General features: G+C 64.1%; 5 protein-coding genes. 3 read left to right on the forward strand and 2 right to left on the reverse strand.

Translation table 11 applies throughout. From position 1 onward, the window contains the following. Window positions 1–279 precede the first annotated feature (279 nt). Complete coding sequence (locus ACPT9U_RS17490; protein WP_435751888.1) at window positions 280–471, reverse strand: hypothetical protein; 192 nt, start codon at window positions 469–471, stop codon at window positions 280–282. A gap of 216 nt (window positions 472–687) precedes the next feature. On the opposite strand from ACPT9U_RS17490, the gene ACPT9U_RS17495 reads away from it, so the two are divergent. Continuing rightward, the gene (locus ACPT9U_RS17495; RefSeq protein ID WP_435751889.1) at window positions 688–876 is read left to right on the forward strand and encodes a type II toxin-antitoxin system HicB family antitoxin; all 189 of its coding nucleotides are present in this window, start codon (window positions 688–690) and stop codon (window positions 874–876) included. 97 nt (window positions 877–973) lie between these two features. Then, window positions 974–1,228: a hypothetical protein gene (locus ACPT9U_RS17500; protein ID WP_435751890.1), complete on the forward strand. Its 255-nt coding sequence runs from the start codon at window positions 974–976 to the stop codon at window positions 1,226–1,228. Between the two features lie 96 nt (window positions 1,229–1,324). Here ACPT9U_RS17500 and ACPT9U_RS17505 read toward each other — a convergent pair whose 3' ends face one another. Continuing rightward, entirely contained in the window at window positions 1,325–1,801 is a 477-nt protein-coding gene (locus ACPT9U_RS17505) for a CreA family protein (protein WP_435751891.1), read from the reverse strand. Between the two features lie 163 nt (window positions 1,802–1,964). Between ACPT9U_RS17505 and ACPT9U_RS17510 the strand changes: the two genes are divergently transcribed. Beyond that, complete coding sequence (locus ACPT9U_RS17510) at window positions 1,965–2,222, forward strand: hypothetical protein (protein ID WP_435751892.1); 258 nt, start codon at window positions 1,965–1,967, stop codon at window positions 2,220–2,222. Window positions 2,223–2,347: the final 125 nt, after the last annotated feature.

Here is a 2,347-nt window from a genome sequence, read left to right on the forward strand (position 1 = left end):
CACCACAGCACTTTTGCGATCATGGCCTTCAAACCCGCGCCGGTGCTGAAGGCACTTTCCGAAAAGGGGCGAAAATCGGGGTTAAGTGTCGAACCCCGGGGGCACGTTCGGCTCCCCCGAAGACTTCTTCCGCGAGTTGGATCACAACGGCTTGGTCTGCAATTGGCTGGGTCATCGGTCCAGTGCTTTCGCGGCGCTTGCAGATCCGCCTGCCCCGCACACTTGTTTCGCTGCGTCTGCCTGCGGATCAGGTGGGTTGTCCGACTCGTGCCATGGGGGCTACCGGTTGGACTTCGTGCTAACCGGTGCGGTGGCTATCGCTTCGGGCGGATCTTCATCTGCCAGTTTCTGCGAAATGATGCTCTGAGTTCTTGCCTGCAGCGTGGCCGCCTCGTCTGCACTGAAACCCAAGTCCAGATAGATGTTGCCGCCAACCGGGGTGACGTGACGGCTCTCGGTGTCAATGTTCACTCGTTGATCCTCCCCGTCAAATAGGCGCGATAGCGGCTGGGTAGAACAGTGACGCAGCCGGTTTGACTACCCGTTCCATCATACAATGACGGGAACTGGACCGTACTACGGGCGGCCATCCGCTTCCGGGACCGAGCGCGGGGGCAATCAATCGGGCTCCGCTCCCGCTGACAGGGTCCTCGGGCGACTTGAACGACAGGGGCTAGGATTTTCCATATGGAACACGAACTGCGCTACGTGGTGGTCCCCGAAGATGGCGTGTTCGTCGCTCGCTGCCTTGATGTGGAGGTTGCAAGCGACGGGCCGACCGAGCACGACGCTGTCGCAAATCTGCGAGAAGCGCTGGCGCTTTACTTCGAAGGCGGTGAAGAAGCGTCGCCAGGAGGCGGGGCGCGTCCAAGTTAGATCGGGGGCGCGGAGCAGTTTCAGCGGCCGATTGAATCCGCAAAGCCGATCGCCGTTGTTTCTAGGCAGTCGCTGCCGGACAACCCTTGGAGAAGCCATGGATCTTGTGATTCGTCGCCTGGGCAAGGGCGTGGGGGTCATCTTGCCGCCAGCCCTGATGGCATCGTTGAACCTGAAGGTCGGCCAGAAACTCAAGGCCGAAGAGGCGGACGGCGTACTCCTGCTAACGCCCCAAACCAAGAAGTACTCACTCGGTGAGTTGCTGGCGCAGTGCGACGAGCAAGTTCCGCCGCCTGCGGACATAAACGCCTGGGATGGCGCGCCGATCGTTGGTGCGGAGGCCGTGCGCTGACGGGCGATCAAGGGGGCAACGAGATCCATGATCATGCTATCTGCTTGTTCGGATACCCGTCGCTACCTGAGGTTCGCCGCCCACTGAGCCCGGAGGCTATTTCTCGACCGGAATGCGCGTCGCCTGGTCGACCGCCACGGCCGTCAGGCTGTTCATCGGACTGCCCTCGATGAGCTTGTCCGAGTAGGTCAGGTAGATGAGTACGTTGCGCTTGGTGTCGACCATGCGCACCACGTTCAGTCGCTTGAACAGGATCGACATGCGCTCGGAAAAGATGTTCTCCTGGGCCGGTACGGGTCGCTCGAAGCTGATGGGGCCCACCTGGCGGCACGCGATGGAAGCCTCGGACACGTCCTCGGCCAGTCCGACCGCGCCGGAAATGCCGCCCGTCTTGGCGCGCGAGACGAAGCAGGTTACGCCGGCCACCCCGGGGTCATCGAAGGCCTCCACCACCACTTGGTGGTTGGCGCCCAGAAGCTTCCAGACGGTCGTCACCGCACCAATCGTCTCGGCGCGCCCCTGCAGCGGCCACAGCAGCATCGCGGCCAGCAGACTCGGCAATACGCGGTTCATGCGATTCCCTCCTTGCATTACGGCAGCCCTTTGCGCCCGGCGGCCACAGGCCAAGGTGCCTTCATATGCCGCCGAACCATTGTAGGGACGTCCAGGACGACCGTCCTAGCATTTGCGCGGCAATCAAGAACTACTCTGGCCGCGCGCCCCAGAGCCCCCGGAGATGGCGGACTACCAGCCGCTGCCATGGGACACCTACAGGCTCGTCTTCGCGGTGCGCGAACCGTTTCCGAGCATCGCCCCGCAGGCGGGGATCGTCTTCGGGACCATCGAGAGCGGCCGCGAACTCAGGTTACGCATCCCTGATGCCCGAGAAGGGGTGATCTGCAATGACGGCATCGAAGCTGATTTCCTGCACTTCACCGCCGGCATCGAGGCCCGAATCGGGCTTGCGGCACACCGCGGGGCGCTGATTGTGTAATGCTGACGTGCGGCGGCGCATCTCTGGTGGGGGGGGGGGGGGGGGGGGGGGGGGGGGGGGGGGGGGGGGGGGGGGGGGGGGGGGGGGGGGGGGGGGGGGGGGGGGGGGGGGGGGGGGGGGGGGGG

This window comes from Thauera sp. AutoDN2, from assembly GCF_051280715.1.
In the GTDB taxonomy this organism is placed as follows: domain Bacteria; phylum Pseudomonadota; class Gammaproteobacteria; order Burkholderiales; family Rhodocyclaceae; genus Thauera.